Genomic DNA, 26,165 nt, shown 5'->3' with positions numbered 1-26,165 from the left:
CCAATTGATTGTGCTCAAGTTTAAATGGGTTTAATTTATATTTCAATATGATTATCCGCAACTGGGCCGCTATCCAAATTTCCTTTGTTTTTTGGGACGGAAGACCGATGACCGATGACAGAAGCTACCGGAAAAGGCAATCGACCGAAATTTTAAGCCCTTAAATTGATTTACCGGCATGAATGCTGATATATATATATTTCAAAAAGAAAACTCAAAAGTTAAAATCAACCAAAAAAAATAGAGTCTTAAAATATTAAAAAAGATTTCTTAGGACATACTCTACAGTTCTTGCAGCAAGTCTGGCAGTGCCATTGTCCCTGTCAAATTCAGGATTAAGTTCTACCACATCCATGCTGATCAATTTCCCGGAACGTGCAATCCATTCGAAGACTTTAAAGGCAAGTTCAGGAGAAAAACCCATCGGGGATGGTGCACTTACCCCGGGTGCATAGGCGGATGAAAATCCATCCAAGTCAATGCTCATGTAGATTTTATTGACACTATTGCAAAAATCATTTAAGACCAGCACGATATTTTCCCAGTTAGGAAGTGTAAAATCTTCCATCTCCATCCATTTCACCTTTAGTTTTTTGGCAGTCTCGAACAAAGCGGGAGGATTTGCTGCCCTTTGAAGTCCAAGGCATAAGTAATGAAAATCTGAGGTATAGTCATTGGCCAATTGAAAGAACGGAGAACCTGAATGTCCTTTGCCATCTACCAAGGGCCTTAAGTCAAAATGGGCATCCAAGTTGATAATTCCGAGTTTTTCACCTTTGGTTTTCAGATGGTTGAATATACCGCGTCCATGGGCATATGCCAGGTCATGTCCACCACCTAGTAAAACCGGGAAAACTTTATTGGCCAAAAGTTCTGAAACCGTTTCGGTGATGAGGTGATGGCTTTCCTCCATATTATTATCCAAAGTGACAATATCACCCAGATCAAAAATTTGGGGTTCATTGGGGAGGTGAAAGGCCATAGGAGCCATCATTTTTCGAATGGCAATTGGACCGATTGCAGCACCGCGTCTTCCTTGATTTCTGGAAACACCCTCATCTCCGGCATAACCAAGAATCGCAACCTTTCTCCCCTTGGATTCTATTGGCAATTTTAATTCCTCCAAGCAATTAACCGCCTGATGCCAATATTGAAGATCTTCAGAGTTTCGGCCTATCCAGATAGATTTGGGTGTGGGTTGGTGCAAGGGTTTTGGGTTATGAATCAAATATTGAATGGAGCTTTCTTTGAGAATATAAAATTGTCCAGGATTTACGATATTGCTTTGACTAATGAGGTTATTTGGCATTTATAATGTGACTGGGCCAAAGCCCAGTCCTATTGATCTAGGTTCAACCACTTTGTGTTTATGACACCAACTTCGGTCATCCGTCTCCGGTCTCCCTTCTTCTGTCTTCAACATCGGTCATCGGTCATCCAACATCGGTCATCCAACCCTACATCTCAAACCCTTTTCTATGTTCTCTCCCCACAAACTGATTGGCTTCCTCCAGGTTGGTGATCAACATGTTGTCCCCATCCCAAAGTAATTTTTTTCGGCCATAAAACTCCATTTGTCCTTTGCTGTTTTCTCTTCTCAGCATGTAGCTTCGGATTGCAAGATTTCCCATCAAAACTGTTTCCGTCATAGGACCGGCATAGTCAAAGGAGGAAGTCAATCCTTTGTGTTCTGCACTGCCAAAACCTGCTTTACAGGCATCCACCCATTTTCTTTGGTGTCCATATTCCGGTTCAATGTTCTCCTCCGTTTCAGGCCCGAATTCTGTAGTGCCATCATTCATGTATAATTTAGGCATCAGTGGGGAACTATCATTGATGTTTGTTGAAATAATTCCTTTTTCCCCGATAATGAGAACACCATTGGCACTGTCTTTACCGCCAATATCATGGTCTGCCGGAATGATATCCGGATGAGAAGGTCTGATGCCGCCATCACTCCAGGTCATTTCTATGGGAGATTTGCTTTTATCCGTGGCAGCGAAGTGAAGGGTGATGAAAGAAGAAGCAGGGCAGCCTTCAGGATGATAATCGGGTGTCCACATACGGGTGAATACAGTGCCTACGCTGCATTCAGCACTTTTGGGATAGTGCAATCCTAAGGTCCTAAATGGAATGTCAATCAAATGGCAGCCCACATCTCCAAGGGCCCCTGTACCATAATTCCACCAACCTCTCCAATTGAAAGGGTGTAAATTCGGAGTAAAAGGAATTTCCGGAGCCGGACCAAGCCAAAGATCCCAATTTAGGTCATTTGGCTTTTTGCTGGGTTCAGGTTGAGGAAAGGCAAAACCCTGAGGCCAAACAGGTCGGTTGGTCCAGACCTGAACTTTGGATATTTTTCCCAATTTACCGGAATCCACCCATTTTTGGACCATATTCAGCAGTTCATTGGATCCGCCCTGATTACCCATTTGAGTGACTACCTTCTGCTTTCTTGCCATTTCGGTCAGCATTCTTGCTTCCTTGATGTTATGGGTCATGGGCTTTTGTACATAGACATGTATGCCTTTTTGCATGGCCATGGAAGCTGCCGGTCCATGGACATGGTCAGGTGTGGAAATGGTCACGGCATCAATATCCTTTTCTTTATCCAACATTTCCCTGTAATCAGCATACAATTTGGCTTTGGGAAAGTTCTCAACGGATCTTTTTGCAGAGCCGGAAAAATCGACATCGCAAAGTGCAATGACTCTTTCACGACCATTGACGGAAGCATTCATGATGTCACTTGAACCTTTTCCTCCTGCTCCAATTGCAGCCAGATTCAATTGGTCAGAGGGGGCGGTGAAACCAACTCCTCCGAGCACATGTCTTGGAACGATAAAAATTGATGAGGCGATGGCTGCATTTTTGATAAATTCCCGGCGGGACTTGCCAGAAGATTCTTTCTTAGGTTGTTTCATGGTTATTTAGGATTTGAAGAAAATGGTATTTCTAAAGTAAGAAATAATTGTTTGAAAACTGTAAAGAAAATTTTTTTGGTTTTCGAATGATGTTGAATGGTAACAATTAAGGAAAAATCCATATTTCAAATCATCTTTAATAGATTGGCGACTAAGAAACCAAGATAGTTTCCCAGGGCATAGCCTATGATACCTACAGAAATTCCTGAAACTACAATCTGCTTGTTTCCCAATGCACCTGCTATCACAGGAACAAATGGCGGAGAACAAATAAATGCCACAGAAGTAATCATAGTAGTATGGGCATCTACTTTGAAAAGTTTACTGAGTAAAAAATGGAGTCCAAGTGACCCGAATACAGCCAAACTGATATATCCTAATAATCCCGGGGTCAATCCGGCAAAGTTTCTTACATCAGCCATCGATGCGACCACTAAGCTGAAAATCAAAATCAGATACATGCCTGATTCAAAAGAGAATCGGATCTGATTAATGGCCGGAATCAATGAAGCCAAAATGGCCAAAGTGGTAATAGTTAAAATAACCACTACCATCAATAAACTTTCGGGAACCAATATTGCCAAACCTCCTGCCGACAATAAAATCACAAAGGTTACTCCGAATGCTTTTAACAAAGGCTTGAAGTATTTGGCATGTAACGGAATCCAAAATGATTCTTTTTGATCTGTTTCTATAATTTTATTTTCAATTAAAGAGGCAGGAAATGCTGGAAGATACCGTATGAAAATTTTCTTACCTATGGTCAGCAAAAAACTGAGATAAAAAACCCCCACTATCAAATCATAGGTATGGGTCAAAATATAAGTTTCAGCATCCACATCCAACATCAGTTTCAATGAAGCAAGATTTGGTGTTCCGCCTGTATAGACACCTACCAAAAGGCCTGAAAGCTTCCATAGATCGTTTATACCACTCTCTCTGAAAATGAAGAATCCCAATACAATCATTGTTACCACTGAAAAAAGGCCAATAATCATAGAGACAAAAGTTTTTCCAGCCAATCGCCCCCAATCCCGGATATTTGCGGAGAAAAGCATCATTGGAATGGCCAAAAGGATAGTGATACTTGTCAAGGTATCCTTGAGTTTGTAAATCCGAAATGCCAACAAATCATTATCGGTAAGCAATTTTTGACCTAACATTAATTCAATATCGCTGATTCCTGCTTTTGGATTGGTGATCAAATAATCATTTAAGTAGGAGCCCATTGAAGGAAGTATGCCGGAATTGCCAAGTATTAAACCAAATATATAAGCCAAAATAACCGGGCCAAGTTTATTGATGAAAGGATATTTATAGCAAAGAAATAGGATGACCACCGGCATAAAAATGTAAAAAAGTATCAAAACCAGAATTGTTAGCGTCATATAGGTTTGGGTTAGTGCTATAATTACACTGTCAGAATGGGAAAATTTCTTGAATTTAAAATAAAATCATGGATGTACGAAATGATGCCAGTAAATTGGTAATTCAATATAATTCTCGCCAAGAAACTGAAATGTCCAGTACATCGGGCTTCCGACTTCGGACCTGATCAAATAAGGGAAAGCTGTACCCTAGACCAAGTCCCCAACTTACAGACCCAAGGATTTTCCCAGCCCTTTTTGGAAATAGTCAGAAGCTATTTTCATCCCCATCGGATAAATTCCTGCATGAAAAAAATCCCAAACAAGAAAAGTAACCAAATGTGTTTTTTCCCTCTCATAAAAGATCAGCCCTGAAATCCTGTTTTCTTGTGGGTTCCGTCGCAGAAAGGTTTGTTGGAAGAACCACCACAACGGCAAAAAGCGGTTACTTTATATTTTTTTTCAGATTTTCCGTCAGGGTATTTGACTTCAATATTTCCATAAACCATCAATGGACCATTCGGCATCAATTCTACAATTTGTTCGGTTTTGGTGGATTCAGTTTGATTTTTGCCTTCTTCAAAAAAATACCCCAATGCACCAGAAGGACATTTTTGGACCTGCTTAACCAGTGCATCTGTAGACGCTGCCTCGATTTTGATCCAAGGCTTGTCCATTGGTTGAAAAACATTTGGTAAACCTTTGACGCAGATTCCCGAATGGATACACTTTTCCGGTTCCCAAGTGATGGTAACCTCTCCGTTACTGTATTCTTTTTTGTTCATATGGGTAGAATTAATAAAGTGAGAATCAGGTCAAAGAAATTTAATCAGTGGGATTTAATCACTTTCTTCTTCCCAATCATTTCTGTTTCTGATGATATCATAAGCTTGCATAATAGCTGCCCGCATAGAGCCTTCATCTGCAATATTTTTTCCTGCTATGTTATAAGCTGTGCCATGGTCAGGAGATGTACGGACTATAGGTAAACCCGCTGTGAAGTTCACTCCTGTTTCAAAGGCCAATGATTTGAAAGGTATCAATCCCTGATCATGATACATGGCCAAAACCCCATCAAATTTCTTTTGGTACATCATTCCGAAGAACCCATCTGCTGAATAGGGACCAAAAACAAGTTGCCCTTTGTCCTTATACTCTCTGATAACCGGAATTATGATTTTCTCTTCTTCATCGCCCAAAAGCCCATCTTCTCCAGCATGTGGATTGAGTCCCAAAACTGCAATTCGTGGTTTTCCTATCCCAAAATCATCTTTTAAGGATTTGATCATAATATCCAATTTGGTTTTGATTCCGGATTCTGAAATATTTGAGGAAACATCCTTAATGGGTATATGACCTGTAACCAAACCCACTCTGACATCTTCAGAGACTAAAAACATCAGACTGTTTTTTACCCCGAATGCTTCCGTAAGGTACTCTGTGTGGCCGATAAATCTTTTTTCGGGTGAGTTGATATTATTTTTATTCAAAGGCGCTGTGACCAATCCATCCAATTTGTTTTCCTTGAGGTCTTTGATCGCGGCGTCAAGGGATGCCAAAGCCATTTTTCCAGCCTCTTGGGTTTCTACGCCTGATATTACTTCAGGGCTTTCCTCCATGACATTGATGACATTTATCTTTTTATGATGTACCTCATCAATGTGTCGGATCTGCATAAAATTGAAATCTTCAAGACCCAATTGTTTTCGGTAAAAGGAAAGAACTTTTCCATGTGCATAAATAACAGGGGTGATCATTTTTTGAATTCTGTTATCCAATAATGCCTTGATGGTCACTTCTACGCCTATACCATTGATATCTCCGATACTGATTCCTATAACTGGTTTGTTTTTCTTTGGATTCATTAAAATTGATGCTTTAGCTTTAGCTAATAATTATGCGTTTAAAATCATTTTGAATTTTCTCCGGCCAAAATTGAGGCCGGATATTTTTTGAATGGAATTACTTGATAAAGCTTCCTGTTACCTTCTGAAATAATAGTAGGGCTTAAGGATAATTCCCTTATTTTTGAACTGCAATTTATATAAAATAAACTTAGTATAGGCAATGGAGAAAGTCAAACCCAAAAAACATCTTGGACAGCATTTTCTGACCGATCTCGGAATCGCGGAAAAAATCGCCAAGTCATTGACGGGCCATCAAGGCATCAGAAAAGTCCTTGAAATCGGTCCGGGAATGGGGGTTTTGACGGATTTCCTGTTGATGCAGGATTGGGACCTTTATTTGGTGGACATCGATTCGGAGTCCATTCGGTATCTGCACAAAAAATACCCTGATTTGGGTGATAAAATCATTGAAGCTGATTTTCTTACAGGAGATTTTGCGACTGTAATGCAGGAGCCCTATGCTATTGTGGGAAATTTTCCTTATAATATTTCCTCCCAGATTTTCTTCAAAGTATTGGAGCAAAGGCATCAGGTGACAGAAGTGGTATGCATGTTGCAGAAAGAAGTGGCGCAGCGGATAGCATCCCCAAAAGGGAATAAAGATTACGGAATTTTATCTGTCTTGCTTCAGGCCTTTTATGATATCGAGTATTTGTTTTCAGTTTCTCCAGAGGTATTCAATCCTCCTCCAAAAGTGAATTCGGGAGTCATCCGGTTAAAAAGAAATGAAATAAATAAATTAGATTGTGACGAAAAACTCTTTTTCAGAGTTGTCAAACAGGGTTTTTCTACAAGAAGAAAGACTTTGAGAAATTGTTTGAAATCCATGGGTCTGACTGAGTCTTTGAATCAGGACCCGATTATGGATAAAAGAGCTGAGCAGTTGGATGTTCAGGAATTTGTCGGATTAACCAAAAAGTTACAGGAATCTTGGAACCAATAAGAGCATTTGAGTTATCCAAAGAATATTTGGAGAGTCTCCGGGATGGGATTGAATTTCTGGATAATGACTTCATTATCCAATCACTGGACGGGGCCAATGTAGCCGATATAGCAGCCATTTTGGATGAGCTCAATATGGATGAGGCCATCTATGTACTTCGTTTATTGGATTCCGATACTTCGGCAGATATCCTGATCGAATTGGAAGAGGACTCGTTGGTGAAAGTCATCAGAGAAATGGAACCTATTGAGTTGGCGGCTCTTATAGACAAAATGGACTCGGATGATGCGGCGGATATTTTGATTCTGATGCCGTCGCGGGAGCGTGAGGAAGTTATTTCTCATCTACAGGAAAGGGAAAAGTCAGCAAATATCCTCGACCTCTTAAGGTATGATGAGGACTCAGCTGGCGGCTTGATGGCCAAAGAATTTATCAGGGCCAACCAAAACTGGAATGTGGTTCAGACTATAGAAGAAATCCGCAGGCAGGCCGAGAAGGTAGAAAAAATCTATTCGATTTACGTGGTGGATAATAGACAACATCTCTTGGGAAGGGTTTCTTTAAAGAAAATTATTCTTGCTTCAGCAGATACCAAAATCGCTGATATCTATGAACCGGAAATAATATCCATACCTACTCACATGGATGGAGAGGATGTAGCAGAGATCATGAGAAAATACGATTTGGAATCTGTCCCCGTGGTTAATGCCAAAAACAGGCTGGTCGGAAGAATCACTGTTGATGATATTTTGGATCTCATCAGGGAACAGTCAGAAGAAGATATTCAGGCTATGACAGGTATATCCGCAGACGTGGAAGAATCTGACAGTGTATTCAGGATTTCCAAAGCCAGGCTGCCATGGTTGCTGATAGGGGTGATGGGAGGTCTGATGGGATCCCAGATTATTGAGTTTTTTGAAGTAGGTTTACAAAAATACATCGCCCTTGCTTCCTTTATTCCATTAGTGGCGGCTACAGGAGGGAATGTAGGAATTCAATCCTCATCTTTGGTGGTACAGACATTGGCTTCTAAATCTGTTTTTGATGATACTCCATGGCAGAGATTTATTAAAGCCCTTTTGATTGCTTTGGTCAATGGAGTTGTTTTGGCATCCTTTGTTTTTCTGATAGTTGTGTTTGTTTATGGTTTCGAATATATTTTCGGGCTAACCATAGGCTTGGCCCTATTTTGTGTCGTTTTGCTGTCCTCTTTTATGGGAACAGTTACTCCTCTGGTTTTAGATAAGTTTGGTATTAATCCTGCGATTGCCTCAGGACCTTTTATCACCACAGCCAATGATTTGTTGGGTTTGGCCGTTTATTTTGGAGTTGCCATGTATCTCCTAAAGTTGTAAGAATATTTATTGAACCCTACCAAAACTCCAGTTCAGACCTGCATGCACATCAAGCTTGTTGGTATCTGCTATGACCCCACTGAGGATAGAATGGGACCCAATAAAAAAACCACCATATCTAAACCCTAAACCAACGGTGAGGTTTGAAATATCGAAATATGTCCAAGGGGAATAAACTTCAAATTTTCCAAAAATCGCACTTGGTATAAGGGATACAATATTGGCGTTTGGTATCTGGAATTCGAAATTTTTGTTTTGGATAAATGTCTGACCATAAAAACTCAGATAGAAAATCTCTGAAATCTTCATATCTCCATTAATTGCTAAAACTGTTGGCAGGTAAACTTCGAAACCTTCCTGGCTTGATGTAAAACTGAAAAAATCACTTTCCATAAAAACCGTTCTCACATTCTCAAGATCGGTATTCAATACATCAATATTGAAATCATTGCCCTCAGGAATATTCATTGTAAAATTATGGGCAGTAAAGTTATCCCCAAACTTCACTTTTCCTATATTCCTTACAGCCAAACCGCTGTTCAACCAAACCCCTCTTTCATTCTTCAATTGCCAGTTTACCCCAAAATCAAGTCCAAAACCTGAAGGATTTTCAAATGTTAAATTACTGTAATCAAAATCAAGACTTCTAAAATCAACAAGATCTCTATTGTAAATCAAATTAATGGAAGCACTGGCATCTGAAATCGTAATTTCTGATCCATCTCTTATCAAAACTCCCTGAAATGCATCAACTCCTATATTGTTGTAATTTATAGGATAGACCATTTTAAAATTTCCTGCAAGCGACAGCTTACTGTTTTTATTGTTCCAGATTTCTCTTCCAATGATCAATCCTGTTTCTACCCAGGTTGAACCTGCAATTCTTTGATTTTGCGGATTGTCAATTCCAAAAGAAGTTGAATTTAAAGAATTACGATTATCTGTAATATGTCTTCCCAAATCAGCATTTATGTCAATGATATTTCCAGATATATAGGCCTGTGAAAGAAGTCCCACTGACCACTTATTTAGTTTAATGCCTACAGAAGGTATCATTACAGTCCCTTCCGTTGTACCCTGAATATTGCCACTCGCTTCGCTGATCAAATTGTCCCATAAGTCATTGGTATTGTTCACCATCTGTCCAAAAGAAAGTGTGTTGGTACTGATTACAGCATTAGTTGCAAAAAAACCAACTTCCACTTTTCGGTGCAGATTATTAATTTCAGCAGGGTTCATGGTAGCGCTGACCATACTTTTTCTCCAGCTTGTCTGCATCCCTAGATAAGGATATTGTGCGTGACTATAGATCGGTAGTAGAATAAAGACTACTATTGAAAATAATTTTAAACCTCGTGAAACAGGCATAATTACAGGTGATTTATTTATTGATAATTCTTTCAATTTGTCACAGAACACAGACCAAAACTAGTACAATAAATTAATTATATTCAGTTGAAATTAATTTTTAAGACTTCAATTTCAGTCCAGGTCCATTCACCGGAAGGTAAAACCCAAGTTGCACTGCACTTATTGGGTACAATGATGCCATTCATTTCTTTATTCTCTGCTATATCGATATACCATTCAAATCTTTTTGCATCAGGTCCACTTCCCATATATCGCATTGCGGTATATTTCTCCACTTCTCCTTTTTCATTGAAGGTAAAAATACCCGAACCTGAGGTGCCTTGGTAGGATAAGGTAGCTTTTGCTGAATTGTTGTCGATGGCTTCCCATTTGATATATTTTTCCAATGCAGCAGATGGAATCCAGACAATCTCCCCCAAAAATCTTTGAAGAGCAGCCTCATTGATCTCTGGATTGTTACCGTCATTGGCAACAGGAAATATTGAAAGTAATTTAAAGAGCATTTCACCTTTTCCGTCAATGAATTTGTCCCGGCCCGAAGCGTATACTAAAGGCATTACTTGCATACGCGCAGTCCAGATAAATGAAGGCGGATTTGCAGTAATGTATTGTTTCGCTTTTGTACTGTACCAATTTTTTTGATCGGGTTTGAGTTTGATCTCAAACAACTGTTCCATTTGGACATTTCCTATTGCTGGTTTTCCCACGATGCCGCAGTTTTCCAACCAATTTTGAACAGGGGAAGGAAGATCGACAATCATATCTTTTCTGATGATTTTTCTGTTTTGGGTGACCGATTCATCAAAAATATAGGTGATCTCTTTTTGAATGCTTTTATCCAGATAGAACTGGAAACAGGCAATTATAGCAACCAAAAGAATCAGGACATTGGGAATGGTACCATATTTGGCTTCAGACCAAAATTGAAATATCAGTATCTGAGACAGTACTGCACCAATTAATCCCAAAACCCACCAATATGGCGTATTGAAAAAATAAAAAACAGCAGCAGCTGATAAGATTATGAATGAGGTGAACCAGATCAATCCTATAGGTTTTGAAACCGGACTTGTGAAATCTTTTAACTCCGCAAGCTCAAAAGCCTTGAGAAATGCCATGATATGTATCAGGGCATGAATTAAAATTAATATGAGAAAAACTATCCTCATCGTTTTCGAAATTTATAGGACAAAGGTACTTTGATTACCTCTTTAATCAACTGATAAGAATCATATAATCAGTTGATTTTGGTTTTAACCCAACTAAAAGTCAAAAGATAAATTTGTGTTCCAAAAGTAAGCAAAAGAGAGAATAGGGGTTCTTGGGATAATTTCTCTTTGTATTCAACCAATTGTAAAATCCCTAATTTGATGAAAATGCAGCATTCCGAGTCCATTTATTTAAATGAAAAAAACAACCGGATTTTAAATCCTTTTTCATTTCATGTTGATCCAATGGAACGACTGCTTTTAGTCAATTTTGAAAACGATCCAGACACTATTTACAAAGGGTTTGAACCCCAATATTTTGATGATGATATCCATGGTAAAGGTCTATTGGTCATAGGGTGGAGGAATGACATGAAAGTGGATGTCTATCATGAAAAGGGCTTGAAACTCCAAGAAAAAACCTATGATATTGCAGGAAAAGGCCTTAATCAGATGATTGAAAGTGACTTTGTAAGTTCTGTTTTCGAAATTATGGATGCGGGAATTCATGCCGATATTATTTTTAAAGATAAAACGGGAAGAAAGGTTGAAATCAGGATTCTAGAGCAACATCCTGAAAAAAGGGAGCCATTTGGTCTTTTGGCGCCTATGGGAGATGCGGCTGAAAGCCCTTCGGCCATGCCCTTGGTTTATGTCCATGATTTTTATTTTGTAAGAAGGAAACATACTGAATTCTCAATAACTATTGATGGGAAACATCATAAGCCGGATAAATTTCCGATCCCTTTGGATGGTATGTGGATGTTTTTTACCAGATATTCTGGCGATCCCTTTGTAGTCACATTCAATCCTGCCATGATTGGAAAGGTTGATTCTGAAGAATTTGCTGATAAGAACTTACTCAAAAAAGGGGATACTGAATTAGAACTTACGACCAATGGCCCTGCATTGGAAATAAAAAAATTCGTAAAAAGATCTCCAAAGCATGAAATTCAGCTTGTTTTTGAGCCACCTTTTCCTCAGTTGAATCTCTTAAAAGAATCTGTTGAGCTGTCAGGTAAATTCTTTGTAAAAGGTCATGACAGTACTGGAAGGATAGAAGGAACTTATCAGGTCCAAAGAAACAAGACCAAAGTATTTTTAGTGCTCGAACCAACTGAAGGATGGATTCCCAATGAATCCAAGGCAACTGTCAGGTTTCTATACGCTGTAGTCAAGATATTCAAGAATTGGCCTAAGACGTATAGATGGACAGCTGAATTGAAACAAGTGGGTGGAAGTTGGGAATTGAAGTCCGATTGGAAAAGGTTAAAATAATCCTCTAAATTTCCAATGAAGGTCTAAATCTGATATGTTCCGGATAGGGGAATGCATGGATTAATTCTCCCTCAAGGATTCTTTTTTGAATTTTTTGCCAAAATTCAGGTTCAAAAAGATCTTTGTGGAATTCAAAAAAATAATCCTTCACATCATTTCTTCCTATCATAAATTTTTTGAAATCCTCAGGAAAGACATCGTTTGCTGCAATATCATACCATGGTGTGGCAGCATAGATCTGTTCGTAATTTTCAGGCTTGGGTTTCCTCCTGAAATTCATATCGGTCAAAAATTCAATTTCATCATAATCATAAAATATCACCCTTTTTTGTCTGGTCACGCCAAAGTTTTTGGTCATCATATCTCCGGGAAAGATATTTGCTTTGGCCAGTTGAATAATGGCATTTCCATACTCTTCAACAGCTTCTTTTGCATCCTCATAACTGCAATTTTCCAAGTATAAATTCAAAGGAATCATTCTTCTTTCAATGTAAACATGTTTGATGATCAATTCTGTACCATTTATTTCGATTAGAGAATTGACCGTGTTTCTAAGTTCCTTCATGAGGTCAGGATGAATCCTGTCCAAAGGTAAATGGAACTCTTCAAATTCATGGGTATCAGCCATTCTTCCAACCCGGTCATGCAGACCCACCATTTTATACTTTTCCCTGACTTCTTGCCTCGTCATCGTTTTTGGGGGATCGAAATAATCCTTGATCATTTTGAAGACAATATTGTAAGAAGGAAGGGTGAACACGGTCATGACCATTCCCATGACTCCTTCCGCAATGACAAATTGGTCATTACTTTGTTGCAAATGACCCAGAAAATCCCTGTAAAACTCTGTTTTGCCATGTTTGTTGAAACCGATGGCATTATACAGTTCATGGATTTTTTTATTCGGAATGGCAGAATTGAGAAATGAGATCATTTGGGAAGGAATATCAGCCTTCACCATGAAGTAGGACCTGGTAAAACTGAACAGACCACTCATCAGGTTGGGGTCAAATATCATGGTATCTACCGCCACCCCATCTGAAGTGTTAACAAAAGGAATAACAAATGGCATCCATTTTTTTCTGACCCTGATCCGGCCAATAAGATAGGCTGCTTTATTTCTGTAAAAGACGCTTTTCAATACCTGGGTTGTGGTTTCCGGACTGGTCTTATATCGGGTTAAAATCACTTCCTGGATAGCCAATTCCAAAAACCTGATATCTTCATCCCGGTTCAAAAAATGAACTCCAAAATCAAAATCATCCAACATTTTGTCCAGAATTTTTTTAAAGCCCCATTCCACAGGGTAGCTGTAATATAGGTTTTCATCTGGATAGATATCACAGGAGTTATAACCTTCATGGACATACATCAATCGATCATTGATGGCCAAACCATGGTATGCTTTTCTAATGATGGAATTGAAAAAAGTCTCTGCCAATTCCTTGTATTTGCTTTCTTGGATAGCTACTGAATAGGCTGCTTTTGCCTCTATCCAAAAATGGTAATCATCTAAAATGTCACCCAAGAAATCTTTCAGGTGGGACCCGGTGGTCTTGACCTGATCTTTGTAAAGCCTCAACCTGCGACGGTGGTTTTGTTGCATGGTAGTCCAATCCCGATGTTTAAAAAAACCGGGAGCAAGTCGGGTCAATTCATTGAAGGAATTGATATAATTCCCAAATCCTTCTATCATTTCCGTTACGGTATATTTTATTTTTTCATTGTCCATAAAATTTTTTCTCCCGGATTTTGATTTCTTTTTTTCAAAGCAATGAGACACAAAGTAGTTCTGAAAGATATAAAGAATGTCAAACTATAAGGGAGTCAAATGAAAATCCGGAATAAAAATTTGTTTCAAAATGCAGAAATGTTCATTCGATCCACAACAAATTTCTTTTAATAAGGACAATTATTTTTTCACAAGATTAATTGGATAGTATGTTGGTAAATAAATTTTTACCCATTTTAAATATCAAAAAACCGCTATAATTTACACTTTTAATTGATGAAATTATGACAAAATAAAATTTTCGCAATCGATTGTTTGGACATTTTAAAAACATTATTTACCTTTCCCGAGTGTTATTCATTCGATGAATATCTACAATAGGTTTAATAGGTTTGAGAGATAAAAAAGGTCAGCGCAATGTTCTGACCTTTTTTGATTTTTGGGGATTTTATGCTTCATTCGCAATTCCATATTTCATTTCTATGCCTCTTCTTTCGAACCTTTCCATCAAACGATTGATGATACTTTCTTTGGTATTGATAGGAGGCTGTACTTTTCAAAAAGAAAAATCGGAAGAGGTCATTTCAGATAAAAGTATTTCTCAAGAGGAAGAATTTAACCAACTTCTCAGTAGCGGGTTGCAACAGGTTTCCCAATGGGGGAGCTTCTGGAAAGAAGTGGATCCCAGATTTGATATCACAAAATTTTCCATGAGCAGAGAAGTCACTTACGAATCCTTAGAGTGGCCTGAAGAAAATTTTATTCAACCGGGAAATCCTTTCCATAAATTTTTGATTCCCCATCCCGAGGGAGGAGGGGTAGTGGATATTTATAGTTACAAAGTAGTGATTCCGGAGGAGGGCGGAGTGTCTTTCAATCCTGATTCGGAAGTGATTTATTTTAAGTCCAATGGCATGCGGGAAAGACTCCTGTTTATGGGGCCATCAGGTGGTTTTGAGGAAGCGGTTTGGGTAAGTCCTGAATATTTGATGGTTTCCGGTTTTTTTGAAGACGAAGAAGGAGTTACACCAAAGGTATGGCTCATCAATCCTGAACGACAAGTGTATTATGTCTTTAACCATCCTTTTCACACTTCCGAATATCCTAAGACAAAATACCTCAAAGATAAACTGGATAATATTGATTTTTAACGACTTGGAGAATCCAATTTGTTGGGAATATTTTCAACATTAATCAAAGTAGTTGATTGGCATGAACCTCAGCGAATAATTTGGAGTTTTTTAATTTGAAAGAGTTTATTTAAAATCAGGAGAAATACCATGGATTTAAAGAAAGTTGTAAAAAGACTTGAGTTGATGCTAGAGCATCCATTGCCGGGGAGATTGGGTCAAATTACCATGTCTCCGCAGCCTATAGATGAAAAGCGTTTTGCGTCCATGATTCGTGATGACCATCGCAAAGGGGCTGTTTTGATGCTATTTTATCCTGATGCAGACAATAGTTTTATTCCCTTCATAAAAAGGCCGAGTTATCCGGGAGTTCATGGAGGTCAGATAGCCCTTCCCGGAGGAAAATGGGAGCCTGAAGATTCGGATTTGAGCATTACGGCCATCAGAGAAGCTGAGGAGGAAATCGGTATTGATGCCAGCAAGGTAAAATTATTGGGCAAATTGTCGGATGTTTATATTCCCCCGAGCAATTTCATGGTTTCCCCGTACATAGGTTTTTTGGAAGAAACTCCCATTTTTCATCCCGACCCAAAGGAAGTTGAAAGGATTATCAATTGCCCTTTCCCGTTGTTATTGGATAAGAATATTCGTAAAGTCACCAAAGTAAGTGCGAGTTCCGGTTTGAGTTTGGAAGCGCCATATTTTGATATTGAGCAGGAGGTGATTTGGGGAGCAACTGCGATGATGCTCGGTGAATTCACTTATTTATGGGATTCTACCAAGTTTTGAAGTTTCTTGCTTTTGTGGTATTGTTGTAAGACAAACAAAAAAATACTATGGAAGAAAATGCCCCTTTGATCACCAATGATGCTGTTGTTTTTGGTTTGTTGATGACTGTATTGGCTTTGGTGTTTTCAACTTCTTCAAGTAAATCTTCTTTTTGGGTCAAATTTTACAGGGTTGTTCCTTCTATTTTACTTTGTTATTTCATACCGGCTTTGCTCAATTCCTTTGGCGTGATTTCGGGTGAGCTTTCTGGTCTGTACAAAGTAGCTTCCCGGTATTTATTGCCAACTTCCTTGGTATTGCTGACGTTGAGTATTGATTTCAAAGGAATCCTCAAGCTTGGACCAAAAGCGCTGATCATGTTCCTTGCAGGGACATTGGGAATTATAATTGGAGGTCCTTTGGCACTATTGGTGATTTCTACTTTTCATCCTGAAATATTGGGCGGAGCAGGTCCGGATGAAGTTTGGCGTGGCCTAGCTACTATAGCTGGTAGTTGGATAGGAGGGGGGGCGAATCAGACGGCCATGTTGGAAGTATTCGGTGCAAGTCCATCACTGTTTTCTCAGATGATTGCTGTAGATGTTTTGGTTGCCAATCTGTGGATGGCAGTATTGCTTTATTGGGCTGCAAAACCCGGGAAGATAGATCAGATATTCAAAGCAGACAGTTCAGCTATCTATGCGCTCCAGGTCAAAGTGGAAAATTACCGTGCAGGCATACTCAAAATCCCAACCTTGGCCGATACCATGAAAATTCTGGGGATAGGTTTTGCCATAACAGGATTTTCACATTTCATTGCAGATATAGTGGCACCCCATATAGCAGCCAATTATCCTCAGTTGAGTCAATATTCCTTGGATTCTCCCTTTTTCTGGATAGTGGTAATCGCAACTACAGGCGGATTGATATTGTCTTTTACCAAAGCCCGGGAATTGGAGGGTGCAGGAGCATCTCGGCTGGGTTCAGTACTTTTGTATGTTCTTGTAGCGACTATTGGTATGCAGATGGATCTGATGGCTATATTTGACAGTCCAATACTTTTCTTGATAGGGATTCTATGGATGATATTTCATATTTTGATTATGTTGGTGGTAGCATTTCTGATCAAGGCTCCGTTCTTCTTTGTTGCGGTAGGTTCTCAGGCGAATGTCGGTGGTGCAGCCTCTGCACCGATTGTTGCTTCAGCATTCAATCCCTCATTGGCCCCTGTTGGCGTATTGATGGCCGTTTTGGGTTATGCTGTTGGAACCTATGGAGCTTATATTTGTGGTTTACTGATGCAGATGGTGCATGGGTAGAGTTTGGAGATATGAGATGTGAGGTTTAAAACAAGAGAAGCAAAAAGTAGAAGCGAGAGACGAGAGGCGAGAAGTTAGAGCCAAGAAACAAGAGCCAAGAAACAAGAAACAAGAACTGAGAGGCATGCATTATCTGTATAAGAATACAAGAAAAGGCAGGCTTACCTGACAACTCAATATCCACTAAAATAATTAAAACTGACCGCTGAGGCGAAACAATTACATCTCTCCAAACCAAAATGGCCACTTATCGCAAATTTATATTTATCTGCAACGGATCTGATTGTAAAAAGGCTGGTTGCAAGAAATTGCAAAAGGAAATCAAAGACCTGATCACTTCCGAAGATCACAAGGGCCAATACAAAATCATCAAAACAAAATGTATGGACTTCTGTAAATCGGGACCTGTTGTTGTCCTCAACAATGAAGTCATGAAAAAAGCAGATGTAGGAGGGTTGAAGAAAAAAATGGGATAGACTTTTTTAGAATAGGGATTCTTGGCTATTTCACAAGTATCTGAAAATCATTAAAATAACTAATAAAAACATAACATTAAAACCCTGAAACCGGCTTTTTTGAGCTTTTTTCGGGGTTTTCTTTTTTATATTTTGAGGTTGCAGACTAAAATACTAATAGTAGAGGATGGAATTTCATCCTACGCTTAGCTGGAGAATTCAGATAGAGAAAAATCAAATTAAAAATAATCTTTATTTCAGTTTTTTCAAGTTTACATTATTGACTAAAGAAGTCATTTGTGTAATGGCAATTTGGTTGAGTTGTTTCAGGCGTTCTGATTGCTCTAATCTTTGGCGTATGAGTACGGGATTGATGCTTTCCAAATTGGAGAGCACTACGAGTTGTTCCAGCGTGGCATCATCCCGCATATTGCCCTTGGCATCGGGATTTTCATCCCGCCATTCTGCGGCCGTTTTTCCAAAAAGTGCCATATTCAGTAAATAAGCCTCAGTGGCAAAGACTATAGAAGTTTGTTTTCCGGTTAGTTTTTGAGGAATCAGTCGTTCTTTGATGGCATCAGTATGGGTGGTGTAATTGACCTTAGCAAGGGTGCGTTGCAGGTTCCAGTCGAGTTTACATTGTTTGTTTTCAACTTCTTTTAGGCGTTGAAATTCCTTGATGATATAGAGTTTGAACTCAATAGATATCCATGAAGCAAACTCGAAAGCAATATCCTTGTGGGCAAAAGTGCCCCCATATCTACCAGATTTAGAAACTATGCCTATCGCGTTGGTTGTTTCTATCCAGCGTTTGGGAGTTAGCACAAAACTATTTAAACCAGCTTGTTTTCTAAACCCCTCGAATTCGAGGGGTTTAAAATCCGGATTATACATCTGCTCCCAAAACCCAAGTAGTTCAATGGTGTTTCGATTACGAAGCCAATTTTGAATAATGGTATCCATGTTGGCAGAATCTTTATATCTAGCAATATCTGTAAGTGAGATGTAATCATCAGCCTGACCTGTGAAAATGTTTATTTCAGTACCTTGAACTTCTATTTTTTTATTCTTTGCCATATCTTTTCTATTTGTGGCGAATACGCCATAATAAAACCGAAACCAAAAACCGAGTAATCAAATCGAAATTATCCAGTTGGAATTTCTCCATCACTGACTTGTTTTCTTTGATTTGCAAAAAGCTTTGTTTATCACCTTTTCTCAACTTTGACAAATGGTCTTTTACTTTTGTTCCTATTTCTATTCTTGTGCTGCATACTTCGTGCACTTATTCTTTAGCTGCCTGAATATCCAGCCATCCTTTCAGAGCGTATCCTAAGTGCTAAATAACATCATCAAAGTTGTTTCCCATATCAGGTACAAAACCAATATTATTTTAGATTCTGCATCTTTACGAAGTTAGTTAAAAGCCAATACACAAAAAATACATTAACCAAAAATCCAAACAAAAAAGCCAGGTCTCTCGGCCTGGCTTTTTTATCAGTTAATTCCGTTGAAAAACCTGCTCCAGCGGATCTTGCTGAACATGGATTTGTGCTTGTCCAGGGAAAGCCATAGGAACCAGGCTTTGCCTACAATATGGTCTTCTGGCACAAAGCCCCAATACCTGGAATCCAGAGAGTCATGCCTGTTGTCACCCATCATAAAATAATAATCCTGACGGAATGTATATTCTTCTACTTTTTGATCATCAATATAGAGTTCATTATCCTTTACCTCTACTTTATCATGCCCTTCAAAATGCTCTATTGTATAAGAATACTTTGCCACATTATCTGTATCCATAGTAATGGTCCAGCCTTTGGCAGGGATGGTAAGAGGACCCATGTTGTCTTTGTTCCAACCAAAATAGGCTCCATCAGGAAATACCCGGGGATCGCCAAAATCACTTCTGTCCACACGCATGGTCACTGAACCTACTGCAGGGGATTTTTGTATTTGTTCGGCAGATTCAGCTGTGGCCATGACCATATAGCCGGAACCATTGGAGAAGGGCATATAGCTGTCCATATTGACGCCATAATCATCAAAGAAATCAGGGCTTAGATTTCTATCAGTCATCACATCGTACGAAAATTGCATTTCTTCTGGGTTGGACCCAACTTCACCGTTGACATATACCTGAGTCTTTTTTATTTCAAGGACATCGCCCGGAATGGCCACCGCCCTCTTGATATAATTGGTCTTCAGATCCACGGGGTATTCAAACTCCGAGGGATAATTAAAGACCACCACATCATTTCTTTTGACTGAAGTAAATCCTGGTAATCTATAATAGGGGAGTTCTATCCAATCCAAGTAGGAGTTGGCATTTGTTCCCCATATTTTTTGGTGGGTCAAAGGAACCTGTAATGGGGTTCTGGGAAACCTTGTTCCATAGTGCATTTTGCTGACAAAAAGGAAATCACCGACCAAAAGTGATTTTTCCATGGATGCTGTTGGGATGGTAAAAGGTTCGAGCAAAAGCCACCGGATAAGAGAGGCTGCAATTACTGCAAAAACCAAGGCGTCTGCCCACTCACGGGCCGCTGATTTTTTCTTTTTAACTTGAGTCATTTTAGTTTAAAATTTTAGAAAGATAGGAAATCATCCATTGATAAAACACCTTTTTTATTAATTATCCATTCTGCCACCAAAACTGCACCAACTGCAAATCCCTTCCGGTTATGGGCGGTATGGGAAATCTCAATATCATCTATTTCAGAACGATATCGTACAATATGTGTTCCCGGAGCAGGGTCGATTCTTTTGGAGGTGATAGGTAGACTTTGTTCGTTTTCGGACGTATTATCGGACAGTGTCCAGTTGTTTATCCTGGGGATTTCATTGATTATTGCTTCTGCCAATGTAATCGCAGTACCACTTGGTGCATCTTTTTTTTCGGTATGGTGGATTTCCTCTAAGCTGACATGATAAGAGTCCTGATCTTTCATCAGCGAGCCAAGAAATCGGTTGACCTTAAAGAAAATATTGACACCGATGCTGAAATTGGAAGCATAGAAGAATGCGGTATTTTTGTTTTTTGCAAGGGTTTCAATAACAGGTTTTTTATCCATCCAACCGGTAGTACCGGCCACTACGGGAATACCTCTTGAAATGGCCCAACTGATATTGTCAAAAGCGGCATCGGGTTGACTGAATTCTATGGCCACATCTATTTTTGAAGGGTCAAGGACATCCAGTTCATGTCTGTTGTCAATATTGATTTTGGCTACGATATGGTGGCCGCGGGATGCTGCGGTTTCACCTATGATTTTACCCATTTTACCATAACCGAGTAATAAAATATTCATACTTGATCAGAAATTAATTTTTAAGGATACACCCATTATATTTCCCCCACCGGCAGTCAGGGATTCATAGGTGGGTTCAAATCTGAAGGTCAGGTCATCACTGACATCAAAAGACGATAAATGCGCATCAACATTGGCATCGATGATATTGAGTGCATAAATACCGATAAAAAGAAAATAATTCAAATCTCTATTGCGTTTCCAGTAATTGACATTTCTCACCAGTCCGTCCCGGTTCAAGCTGGGAAATGGTCGGTTTGGGTCGGTTGCGCCTCCAGGTTCATCGAAGGCGAAAAGAGCCTCCCTAAAGAATTGGTACCTCCTGTTATTGAATTCAATAAAATAGATATTGGCAGCAAATCCGGCATAGATCAATGGGATTTTCCATGATTTTCCATTGTATAACTGTCCCGCTCCTGGAAGTACAGCGGAGAGGATTGTTGCTTTTTGGGGATTTTTTTTATTTTTTTCTGTTAAGTCCACCTTGACAGTATCTTGACTTGTTCCTTCATTTTGTGCAAAAGAAGTCAACGCGGGCAATAAAACAAAAACAGCAATGATAGAAGTATATATCATTGCTTTTTTATTGTTGTACAAAAGGCTATTGAATAATTCCTTTTTCAAAGGTCAGATAATCTCCAGAATTTCAAGGATTCTATTTAGGTCATCAGATGAACGGAAAGGGATTTTTATTTCGCCTTTATTTTTCGAGTCTGATTTAAGCTGTACTTTGGATCCAAAATGAGAGGATAATCTTTGTTGGATTTTTCCTATTTCATATTTTCTTACCGGATCTAAGCTTGGTCCCTTCTCTTCAGGCTTATCATCAGGGGATCCATTGATTGCCTGAACCAATGCTTCTACTTTACGGACACTGAGCTCTTCTTCGACAGTTTTTTTGAAAATGGCCAATTGTTTGTCGATGCTTTCTACATTGATCAGGGCCCTTGCGTGCCCCATGGTAATTTTATTGTCCCGCAGGCCGGCCTGAATATCAGGTGGTAACTTGAGCAACCTGAGGTAATTATTGACAGTGGTTCTGTTTTTACCTACTCTGTCTCCGAGTTCTTCCTGCTTGAGGTTACACTCCGCCAACAGTCTTTGGTAGGAGTGAGCGATTTCAAGTGCATTGAGATTCTCTCTCTGAATATTTTCAATGAGGGCCATTTCCAACATCTGTTGGTCATTGGCAGTTCTGATATAGGCAGGGATTTTTTCCAACCCGGCCATTTTGGAAGCCTGAAACCTCCGCTCCCCGGCAATCAATTGGTATTCACCCTCTTCAAGTCTTCTGACAGTAATTGGTTGGATGATCCCCTGTGTAAGGATTGACTCGGATAGCTCTCGCAAGGCTTCCTTATCAAAATGTGTCCTTGGTTGAAAAGGATTAACTTGAATATTTGACAGAGGGATCTCGAAAATTCCGGCAGAAGGATGTCCCGGAATCAATGAGTCCGGTTTGTTTTTTGAAGGGGAATCCTGCAGCAAAGCTCCCAGACCTCTTCCCAGCGCACTTTTCTTTGGTGTAGGTTTTTTTTCAGTCATAAATTACATTCATTCAATTAACTTTTTCCATTCCGTTTTTGACTGCGATTTCATGTGCCAGGTTCAGATAGGCAACAGCGCCTTTACCTTCAGCATCAAATGCAATCACAGGCAATCCAAAGCTTGGCGATTCACTTAAACGGACATTTCTCGGAATGATGGTATCAAATACCAGATTTTTGAAATGCATCCTAACTTCCTCTACTACCTGATTGGATAGTCTCAATCTTACATCATACATCGTGAGCAGAATCCCTTCTATTTCGAGTTCGGGATTCAGCCTTGTTTGTATGATTTTTATGGTATTCAGCAGTTTTCCCAATCCTTCCAATGCAAAATATTCACATTGGACGGGGATGATCACTGAGTTGGCAGCCGTAAGGGCATTAATAGTAATCAAACCCAGAGAAGGTGAGCAATCAATGACAACAAAATCATAATCATCTTTAATCTTGCTGATTACAGATTTCATTTTTTCCTCCCTGTTTTCCAGGTTTATCATCTCTACTTCCGCACCGACCAAGTCGATATGGGAAGGGATCAGTTCAAGTTTTTCTATTTCTGTAGGTAGAATTATAGACCGGATGTCAATTCCGTCAACCATACACTCGTAAATGCTGGTGTTGATTTCTTTTGGGTCATGCCCAAGTCCTGATGTAGTATTTGCCTGTGGATCGGCATCCACCACCAAAGTTTTGAATTCCAGAACCGCCAAGCTGGCAGCCAAATTCATCGCTGTAGTAGTTTTTCCTACGCCTCCTTTTTGGTTAGCAATAGCTATAACTTTTCCCATAAATTGTTTAGAGCGTAAAAGTTTCACCAATATTAAGCAAAATCAATTCTTTTCCTGCTTCTGCAGCTTCTTTTTTTGCCAGTTCAAGATCTATCTCGATGTATGGAAATGTGTCATAATGGATGCCGATAATCTTTTTTGTTCCTACAAAGCTTGCTGCTTTGATGGCATCTTTTATTCCCATAGTAAAATTATCCCCGATTGGAAGAAATGCAAAATCAATTTTGAATTCTTCGCCGATCAGCTTCATGTCATAAGTAAGTGCAGTATCACCTGCAAAATAGAAACATCCATTTGCATGTTCTATCACAAATCCGCCGGCTGCACCTCCCGAGGAACCGTCAGGGAGTGTACTGCTGTGTACTGCATTGACATATTTTACTTTTCCAAAATCAAAAGTTTTACTGCCTCCATGATTCATGGGATGGTATTTTTCCACCCCTTTCTCAGCAAACCAAACGGCAATTTCATAATTAGATACCAGCATCGCGTCACTTCCCTTGGCAATTGATTCAGCATCAGCTACATGGTCTTCATGACCATGACTGATCAGAATGTAATCAGGTTTGATATCCGCTACTTTGATTAGGGATGCTTTGGGGTTGGGACTTATAAAAGGGTCAAAAAGAATTGATTTGTTGTTGATTTTTACGAGATAAGTGGAATGGCCGTAATAAGTAATTTCGATCATGTCTATTGATATTCTTGTTTTTGCTAATGTTACAAATATATCATTTAAATTTTTGGATGAAACGAAATGTTATCCACAGGCGGCAGGAGATTCTGTTAATGGCTTGATTGTGAGCTTTTCAGGCCGTCTGATGCGATAAGTAATAATCAATTCACAATTTTATAATATAACTACCAACAAAAAGAGACCCAAATGAGGGTCTCTTTAAAGATTAGGGTTTCTTTTTGTTGGCATCAGCTGCCTTCATGGCGTCTTCCAGTTTTTGCTGGAATTTGGATTTTTTCTTATTGACGTTTTTCAATTTATTGGCTTCCACTTTCTCTCTGATTTTGGCATCATCTACAAACAGCTTGATGATAGCCTGCTGTCCGAACGTTACCATATTGGAAACAAAGTAGTAGAAACTCAAAGCTGCCGGGAATGAATTGAGGACGAACATAAATACTACCGGCATGATATATCCAATGTTCTTCATAGGTCCGGTCTGCGCAGTCAATTGGTTGTTGAAATGCGTGTAAGCTATCTGAGAAACCGTCATCAATATCGTAAACAAACTGACATGGGAACCATAAAAAGGAATGGTGAAAGGAAGGCTCAGGATGGAATCATAAGTCGATAGATCATGTGCCCAAAGGAAAGATTGCTGTCTGAGTTCTATTGAATTGGGGAAAAAGAAAAACATGGCGAACAGGAAAGGCATCTGAAATACCATTGGCAAACATCCCGAAATGGGACTTACACCCAATTGACCAAAGAGCTTCATCTGTTCCTGCTGCATTTTGGTAGGATCATCCGGATATTTGGCTTTCAATTCATCAATTTCAGGTTTGATTACCCTCATTTTTGCCATTCCTATATATGACTTATAAGTCAAAGGTGACAAGGCCAGTTTGATTATCAGTACTATCAGGATGATGATGACACCGTAATTGGAAAAATATTTCTCCAAAAACTGGAAAAGATTGACAATGATATATTTGTTTACCCAACTGACAAAGAAATAACCCATGTCCACGTTGTTTTCAAAGCCAGGCGTGATTTTCCTTAAAAGATTGTAATTATTGGGTCCAAAGAAGTAGCTGACTTCTGCTCTGCCATTTTCTAATGGGAGCACCAAAGCAGCTGTCATATTTTTGATCGACAAGGTATCAGTGGGGGTTACCTGATTCAGTTTAGCGGAATTGAACTGATTTGCTGCAATAATTCCGGTTGTGAAAAACCGCTGACTAAAACTAACCCATTTGAGGGGTTCGGATATTTCATCATCATCCGAGTCCGAAGTAAGGCTGAGATAATCATGGCTTCCTGATGATTTGTAAAAGTTGATGTTCGACTTTCTTCTTGATTCTTCTATATCAGCTTCCTGTTTGATTAATCGGTCATCCCATAAAATCTGAACATTGGTATCCGTTAGATTCCCACTCAATCCGGAAAGTTCCAATGATTTGTCCAAAACATATCCCCCTTCAGGTAAAGTGTAGGTCCGCACAATACGGGAATTTCCTGCTTGGGCTATAAATGTCAGGACAGACGCGCTTACCCCGTCAATGTCAACTTTTGAGAGCGTAGGGTTGAAATAAAATTCATTGAGACTCAATAGTCCTTTGTCCGTTTGGATTTTATAATCCAGGTCAGAGCTTCTTTCATCCAAAAGCATCAAAGGTCTCTGATCCCAGGTTTTGAATTCTTTAAGCTCAACGCTATTGATTTCTGCTCCTTTGGTAGAGAAAGTGACTGCAATTTTTTCATTTTCAAGGGTAACCAATTCCTTTCTTCCCTTGGTAAAAGTGGCGAATACGCCAAATTGTCTTTCTGCAATAAGATCCTGAATGCTGTCAGGTTCAGCTTGAAGTGGAATTATTTCAGGAGTTGTACCTTCCTTGGTAGTAAGCTCTTGTTCGTTTACCATTTCCTCCTCAGCTAAAGGCTCGGGAGTCGTGGCAAAGAAAATCGAATACACCAGTAATACTGCTGCGAATAGGATCAATCCGGTCGCTTGGTTTCTATCCATGTTTGCTTTTTGATACTGACTGACATTGAAAACATATGATTTTTCCTTAATCCCTTG

The 26,165-nt window shown here is 39.3% G+C and carries 23 protein-coding genes; 7 read left to right on the top strand and 16 right to left on the bottom strand.

Going from position 1 to position 26,165, the window contains the following annotated elements:
- Positions 1-256: 256 nt before the first annotated feature.
- The 5 genes from hutG to pdxA form a co-directional block, all read right to left on the bottom strand.
- Positions 257-1,309: a formimidoylglutamase gene (hutG, locus tag B9A52_RS22785; protein WP_084122891.1), complete on the bottom strand. Its 1,053-nt coding sequence runs from the start codon at positions 1,307-1,309 to the stop codon at positions 257-259.
- Between the two features lie 148 nt (positions 1,310-1,457).
- The gene (locus B9A52_RS22780; protein WP_084122890.1) at positions 1,458-2,924 is read right to left on the bottom strand and encodes a Gfo/Idh/MocA family protein; all 1,467 of its coding nucleotides are present in this window, start codon (positions 2,922-2,924) and stop codon (positions 1,458-1,460) included.
- A gap of 125 nt (positions 2,925-3,049) precedes the next feature.
- On the bottom strand, positions 3,050-4,312 hold the full coding sequence (locus B9A52_RS22775; RefSeq protein WP_084122889.1) for a DUF819 family protein: 1,263 nt from the start codon (positions 4,310-4,312) through the stop codon (positions 3,050-3,052).
- Between the two features lie 344 nt (positions 4,313-4,656).
- Entirely contained in the window at positions 4,657-5,076 is a 420-nt protein-coding gene (locus B9A52_RS22770) for a (4Fe-4S)-binding protein (RefSeq protein ID WP_084122888.1), read from the bottom strand.
- Positions 5,077-5,130: 54 nt separating this feature from the next.
- Positions 5,131-6,156, bottom strand: coding sequence for a 4-hydroxythreonine-4-phosphate dehydrogenase PdxA (gene pdxA, locus B9A52_RS22765; protein WP_084122887.1), 1,026 nt, complete (start codon positions 6,154-6,156; stop codon positions 5,131-5,133).
- Between the two features lie 202 nt (positions 6,157-6,358).
- On the opposite strand from pdxA, the gene rsmA reads away from it, so the two are divergent.
- Both rsmA and mgtE read left to right on the top strand, forming a co-directional pair.
- A complete protein-coding gene (gene rsmA / locus B9A52_RS22760; RefSeq protein WP_084122886.1) occupies positions 6,359-7,141 on the top strand; it encodes a 16S rRNA (adenine(1518)-N(6)/adenine(1519)-N(6))-dimethyltransferase RsmA in 783 nt (260 codons plus the stop codon).
- Positions 7,129-8,496: a magnesium transporter gene (gene mgtE / locus B9A52_RS22755; protein ID WP_084122885.1), complete on the top strand. Its 1,368-nt coding sequence runs from the start codon at positions 7,129-7,131 to the stop codon at positions 8,494-8,496. The genes rsmA and mgtE overlap by 13 nt, the downstream gene beginning before the upstream one ends.
- A gap of 6 nt (positions 8,497-8,502) precedes the next feature.
- Here mgtE and B9A52_RS22750 read toward each other — a convergent pair whose 3' ends face one another.
- Together B9A52_RS22750 and B9A52_RS22745 are read right to left on the bottom strand one after the other, a co-directional pair.
- Positions 8,503-9,864 (bottom strand): hypothetical protein, encoded by a 1,362-nt coding sequence (locus tag B9A52_RS22750; protein WP_157370271.1) that lies wholly within the window; start codon positions 9,862-9,864, stop codon positions 8,503-8,505.
- An 83-nt stretch (positions 9,865-9,947) separates the two neighbouring features.
- On the bottom strand, positions 9,948-10,985 hold the full coding sequence (locus tag B9A52_RS22745; protein ID WP_084122883.1) for a DUF6544 family protein: 1,038 nt from the start codon (positions 10,983-10,985) through the stop codon (positions 9,948-9,950).
- 252 nt (positions 10,986-11,237) lie between these two features.
- Here B9A52_RS22745 and B9A52_RS22740 point away from each other — a divergent pair, with 252 nt between their 5' ends.
- Positions 11,238-12,353 carry a hypothetical protein gene (locus tag B9A52_RS22740; protein WP_231955367.1) on the top strand — a complete coding sequence of 372 codons (1,116 nt, stop codon included), beginning with the start codon at positions 11,238-11,240 and terminating at the stop codon, positions 12,351-12,353.
- Between the two features lie 4 nt (positions 12,354-12,357).
- Here B9A52_RS22740 and aceK read toward each other — a convergent pair whose 3' ends face one another.
- Positions 12,358-14,085: a bifunctional isocitrate dehydrogenase kinase/phosphatase gene (gene aceK, locus B9A52_RS22735; protein ID WP_084122882.1), complete on the bottom strand. Its 1,728-nt coding sequence runs from the start codon at positions 14,083-14,085 to the stop codon at positions 12,358-12,360.
- A 392-nt stretch (positions 14,086-14,477) separates the two neighbouring features.
- On the opposite strand from aceK, the gene B9A52_RS22730 reads away from it, so the two are divergent.
- The 4 genes from B9A52_RS22730 to B9A52_RS22715 all read left to right on the top strand — a co-directional run bounded on the left by B9A52_RS22730 (position 14,478) and on the right by B9A52_RS22715 (position 17,778).
- Entirely contained in the window at positions 14,478-15,236 is a 759-nt protein-coding gene (locus B9A52_RS22730) for a bifunctional isocitrate dehydrogenase kinase/phosphatase (protein ID WP_231955366.1), read from the top strand.
- Between the two features lie 129 nt (positions 15,237-15,365).
- Entirely contained in the window at positions 15,366-16,004 is a 639-nt protein-coding gene (locus B9A52_RS22725; protein ID WP_084122881.1) for an NUDIX hydrolase, read from the top strand.
- Positions 16,005-16,051: 47 nt separating this feature from the next.
- Positions 16,052-17,302 (top strand): DUF819 family protein, encoded by a 1,251-nt coding sequence (locus B9A52_RS22720; RefSeq protein ID WP_084122880.1) that lies wholly within the window; start codon positions 16,052-16,054, stop codon positions 17,300-17,302.
- Between the two features lie 239 nt (positions 17,303-17,541).
- Entirely contained in the window at positions 17,542-17,778 is a 237-nt protein-coding gene (locus B9A52_RS22715) for a (2Fe-2S) ferredoxin domain-containing protein (protein ID WP_084122879.1), read from the top strand.
- Between the two features lie 231 nt (positions 17,779-18,009).
- Here B9A52_RS22715 and B9A52_RS22710 read toward each other — a convergent pair whose 3' ends face one another.
- From B9A52_RS22710 to yidC, 8 genes are all read right to left on the bottom strand, one after another.
- Positions 18,010-18,834 (bottom strand): KilA-N domain-containing protein, encoded by an 825-nt coding sequence (locus tag B9A52_RS22710; RefSeq protein ID WP_084122878.1) that lies wholly within the window; start codon positions 18,832-18,834, stop codon positions 18,010-18,012.
- Between the two features lie 420 nt (positions 18,835-19,254).
- Positions 19,255-20,331, bottom strand: coding sequence for a signal peptidase I (gene lepB / locus B9A52_RS22705; RefSeq protein WP_084122877.1), 1,077 nt, complete (start codon positions 20,329-20,331; stop codon positions 19,255-19,257).
- A 14-nt stretch (positions 20,332-20,345) separates the two neighbouring features.
- Positions 20,346-21,068 (bottom strand): 4-hydroxy-tetrahydrodipicolinate reductase, encoded by a 723-nt coding sequence (gene dapB, locus B9A52_RS22700; protein WP_084122876.1) that lies wholly within the window; start codon positions 21,066-21,068, stop codon positions 20,346-20,348.
- Positions 21,069-21,074: 6 nt separating this feature from the next.
- Positions 21,075-21,644 (bottom strand): DUF5683 domain-containing protein, encoded by a 570-nt coding sequence (locus B9A52_RS22695; RefSeq protein WP_084123653.1) that lies wholly within the window; start codon positions 21,642-21,644, stop codon positions 21,075-21,077.
- Between the two features lie 51 nt (positions 21,645-21,695).
- Positions 21,696-22,613 (bottom strand): ParB/RepB/Spo0J family partition protein, encoded by a 918-nt coding sequence (locus B9A52_RS22690; protein ID WP_084122875.1) that lies wholly within the window; start codon positions 22,611-22,613, stop codon positions 21,696-21,698.
- Positions 22,614-22,626: 13 nt separating this feature from the next.
- Positions 22,627-23,406 (bottom strand): ParA family protein, encoded by a 780-nt coding sequence (locus B9A52_RS22685; protein ID WP_084122874.1) that lies wholly within the window; start codon positions 23,404-23,406, stop codon positions 22,627-22,629.
- A gap of 7 nt (positions 23,407-23,413) precedes the next feature.
- On the bottom strand, positions 23,414-24,097 hold the full coding sequence (locus B9A52_RS22680; protein ID WP_172805270.1) for a metal-dependent hydrolase: 684 nt from the start codon (positions 24,095-24,097) through the stop codon (positions 23,414-23,416).
- Positions 24,098-24,308: 211 nt separating this feature from the next.
- Positions 24,309-26,108: a membrane protein insertase YidC gene (yidC, locus tag B9A52_RS22675; RefSeq protein WP_084122873.1), complete on the bottom strand. Its 1,800-nt coding sequence runs from the start codon at positions 26,106-26,108 to the stop codon at positions 24,309-24,311.
- Between the last annotated feature and the right edge of the window lie 57 nt (positions 26,109-26,165).

The sequence above is a fragment of the Aquiflexum balticum DSM 16537 genome (genome assembly GCF_900176595.1).
Classification (GTDB): Bacteria; Bacteroidota; Bacteroidia; order Cytophagales; family Cyclobacteriaceae; genus Aquiflexum; species Aquiflexum balticum.
Note: the sequence above shows the minus strand (reverse complement) of the source record. Positions and strands in the feature narration are given on the sequence as shown.

Coding starts and splice junctions, on each gene's coding strand:
- B9A52_RS22690 (WP_084122875.1), bottom strand. CDS start 22,613: ATGACTGAAAAAAAACCTACACCAAAGAAAAGTGCGCTGGGAAGAGGT.
- B9A52_RS22750 (WP_157370271.1), bottom strand. CDS start 9,864: ATGCCTGTTTCACGAGGTTTAAAATTATTTTCAATAGTAGTCTTTATT.
- rsmA (WP_084122886.1), top strand. CDS start 6,359: ATGGAGAAAGTCAAACCCAAAAAACATCTTGGACAGCATTTTCTGACC.
- B9A52_RS22720 (WP_084122880.1), top strand. CDS start 16,052: ATGGAAGAAAATGCCCCTTTGATCACCAATGATGCTGTTGTTTTTGGT.
- B9A52_RS22710 (WP_084122878.1), bottom strand. CDS start 18,834: ATGGCAAAGAATAAAAAAATAGAAGTTCAAGGTACTGAAATAAACATT.
- B9A52_RS22695 (WP_084123653.1), bottom strand. CDS start 21,644: ATGATATATACTTCTATCATTGCTGTTTTTGTTTTATTGCCCGCGTTG.
- B9A52_RS22715 (WP_084122879.1), top strand. CDS start 17,542: ATGGCCACTTATCGCAAATTTATATTTATCTGCAACGGATCTGATTGT.
- B9A52_RS22725 (WP_084122881.1), top strand. CDS start 15,366: ATGGATTTAAAGAAAGTTGTAAAAAGACTTGAGTTGATGCTAGAGCAT.
- yidC (WP_084122873.1), bottom strand. CDS start 26,108: ATGGATAGAAACCAAGCGACCGGATTGATCCTATTCGCAGCAGTATTA.
- B9A52_RS22745 (WP_084122883.1), bottom strand. CDS start 10,985: ATGGCATTTCTCAAGGCTTTTGAGCTTGCGGAGTTAAAAGATTTCACA.
- dapB (WP_084122876.1), bottom strand. CDS start 21,068: ATGAATATTTTATTACTCGGTTATGGTAAAATGGGTAAAATCATAGGT.
- B9A52_RS22775 (WP_084122889.1), bottom strand. CDS start 4,312: ATGACGCTAACAATTCTGGTTTTGATACTTTTTTACATTTTTATGCCG.
- B9A52_RS22770 (WP_084122888.1), bottom strand. CDS start 5,076: ATGAACAAAAAAGAATACAGTAACGGAGAGGTTACCATCACTTGGGAA.
- hutG (WP_084122891.1), bottom strand. CDS start 1,309: ATGCCAAATAACCTCATTAGTCAAAGCAATATCGTAAATCCTGGACAA.
- aceK (WP_084122882.1), bottom strand. CDS start 14,085: ATGGACAATGAAAAAATAAAATATACCGTAACGGAAATGATAGAAGGA.
- B9A52_RS22740 (WP_231955367.1), top strand. CDS start 11,238: ATGAAAATGCAGCATTCCGAGTCCATTTATTTAAATGAAAAAAACAAC.
- pdxA (WP_084122887.1), bottom strand. CDS start 6,156: ATGAATCCAAAGAAAAACAAACCAGTTATAGGAATCAGTATCGGAGAT.
- B9A52_RS22685 (WP_084122874.1), bottom strand. CDS start 23,406: ATGGGAAAAGTTATAGCTATTGCTAACCAAAAAGGAGGCGTAGGAAAA.
- B9A52_RS22780 (WP_084122890.1), bottom strand. CDS start 2,924: ATGAAACAACCTAAGAAAGAATCTTCTGGCAAGTCCCGCCGGGAATTT.
- B9A52_RS22680 (WP_172805270.1), bottom strand. CDS start 24,097: ATGATCGAAATTACTTATTACGGCCATTCCACTTATCTCGTAAAAATC.
- lepB (WP_084122877.1), bottom strand. CDS start 20,331: ATGACTCAAGTTAAAAAGAAAAAATCAGCGGCCCGTGAGTGGGCAGAC.